At 45.4% G+C, this 2,500-nt stretch carries 2 protein-coding genes; both read left to right on the top strand.

Annotated elements, in window-relative coordinates; genetic code table 11:
• A partial coding sequence (locus ACFVSH_RS25420; RefSeq protein ID WP_387708532.1) for a methylmalonyl-CoA mutase family protein occupies positions 1-1,110 on the top strand: 1,110 nt, incomplete at its 5' end.
• Positions 1,110-2,237 (top strand): methylmalonyl Co-A mutase-associated GTPase MeaB, encoded by a 1,128-nt coding sequence (gene meaB / locus ACFVSH_RS25415; RefSeq protein ID WP_387597839.1) that lies wholly within the window; start codon positions 1,110-1,112, stop codon positions 2,235-2,237. The genes ACFVSH_RS25420 and meaB, both read left to right, overlap by 1 nt.
• Positions 2,238-2,500: the final 263 nt, after the last annotated feature.

Genomic DNA, 2,500 nt, shown 5'->3' with positions numbered 1-2,500 from the left:
ACACAGTCCCTGCATACGAACGCATTGGATGAGGCCATTGCCTTGCCAACTGATTTCTCGGCACGCATTGCCCGTAACACACAGTTATATCTGCAGGAGGAAACCGGGATCACAAAAGTAATCGATCCATGGGCGGGTTCATACTATGTAGAATCGCTCACTAATGAATTAATCGACCGGGCTTGGGCTCACATAGAAGAAATCGAAGGTCTGGGTGGAATGGCGAAGGCAATTGAAACCGGCCTTCCAAAAATGAGGATCGAGGAAGCAGCTGCAAAGCGTCAGGCTAAAATCGATTCTCAAGTTGAAACGATTGTGGGCGTCAATAAGTATCGTTTGAAAAAAGAGGATCCTATTGAAATACTGGAGATTGATAATACGGTAGTCCGCGAAAGTCAGCTTAAGCGTTTGAGCGAATTAAAAGCGAAACGTGATCAGGCAAAGGTGGATGAAGCTCTTCAAGCGCTATCCATGGCTGCCAGAACTGGCGAAGGTAACCTTCTAGAACTAGCTGTGCAAGCTGCAAGAGTACGGGCTTCATTAGGTGAAATATCCGATGCGATCGAAGAGGTTGCTGGACGTCACAAAGCAACGATCCGTTCCATCAGCGGCGTATATAGCTCGGCCTACTCAAAAGAAGCGGAAATTGAGGAAGTCGTCCGCATGACGGAAGAGTTCCTTGAAAATGAAGGAAGAAGGCCGCGTTTGTTAATGGCTAAAATGGGTCAGGACGGTCATGATCGTGGAGCTAAAGTAGTAGGAACGGGGTTTGCGGATTTAGGCTATGATGTCGATATCGGTCCATTATTTCAAACACCGGAAGAAACAGCCATCCAAGCCGTGGAAAATGATGTGCATGTAGTCGGAATGAGTTCGCTTGCTGCCGGCCATAAAACTTTGTTGCCGCAGCTTATGACGGAACTGAAGAACTTGGGCCGTGAGGACATAATAGTGATCGTAGGCGGCGTCATCCCTGCACAGGATTATGATTACCTAATGGAAAATGGGGCTACAGCCATTTTTGGACCTGGTACGGTCATACCACAGGCAGCGAAGAAAGTGCTTCAGGAAATATACAATCGCCTCGGATATGAGGAAGTGGCCCAATAATGAGTGAAGACAAGAAGCCGGAATGGGTCGATCTTAACAATCAGGAAGGTTTTGCTTCTTCATTAAAGCCAGGTGTGGAATTAGCAGCCAGCCAAAACAAGCCTTCAAAAAGCAAATTCGTCAAAAAACAAAATGTAAACATACCGGTCCATGAACTTAAAGAGGGAATCATAAAAGGGGACAGGGCCAAGCTAGCTAAAGGGATTACATTGGTTGAAAGCAATGCATCACACCACTTGGATCATGCACAGGAATTATTGCATGCCATCCTTCCCCATACAGGGAACTCGATTCGCATCGGGATTTCCGGAGTGCCCGGTGCCGGAAAAAGTACCTTCATCGAGACGTTCGGAACTTACTTATGTGACAGGGGCCATAAGGTTGCCGTTCTAGCTGTCGACCCAAGCTCTTCGATCAATGGCGGAAGTATATTAGGTGATAAGACAAGGATGGAGGAACTGGCAAGAAACCCTCATGCCTTCATAAGACCTTCACCATCCGAAGGCACTCTAGGCGGAGTTCACCGCAAAACGAGGGAAACGATGTTGCTTTGTGAAGCGGCAGGATTTGATGTGATACTGATAGAAACTGTCGGTGTCGGTCAGAGTGAAGCTATAGTACGTAGTATGGTCGACTTTTTCATGCTCCTTGTCCTAACAGGTGCCGGAGATGAATTACAAGGGATGAAAAAGGGGATTCTGGAACTTGTGGACGGAATTGTGGTCAATAAAGCCGACGGAGAGAATATTCCGCTGGCGATTAGGACGAAATCCGAATATAGCAGAATCTTGCACTTCCTTCAGCCTGCAACAAAGGGATGGGCAGGAAAGGCATATGCTTGTTCCGCCATCACCGGTAAAGGTATCCCTGAGCTTTGGGATGTTTTGAATGAATTTTCCGATATGACCAAAGAATCGGGTGTTTTTCAAGAACGGAGAAGAATGCAATCTAAGGAATGGCTTTATTCATTGATTGATCACCAGCTTAAAACGATGTTTTATAAAAATGAAACCGTCAAAGGTCTTCTCCCTATACTCGAGAATCAAGTGATGTCAGGGAATAAAACGGTCACCGCTGCTGTTAAGCAGGCCTTTGGATCTTTTACAGAAACATTTAAATCAAATTAAAAAAGAAATAGGATGGGGCACCGTGGAATGTCTCCTGGCATGCCCCATCCTTTTGTATGCCTAGTTGTTTCGCACATGGTTCTCGCTTCTATTTCGTTCTAAACGGTTTATGCGGTTTTAACAGGTAAAATTATTGAATCAAGAAGTGGCAATTGTTATGATAGGATTGAAGAGAAAACTTGGAAGGAGCAAATGCCATGAATATGGATTTTAATTTTTTAATGAACGACGTAGTCAAACAGGCTCGCGATGAGATAAAGCTG

It is taken from the genome of Peribacillus sp. NPDC058002 (assembly GCF_042886655.1).
Lineage (GTDB): Bacteria > Bacillota > Bacilli > Bacillales > DSM-1321 > Peribacillus > Peribacillus aracenensis.
This window is presented reverse-complemented; position numbering and strand designations above follow the sequence as displayed.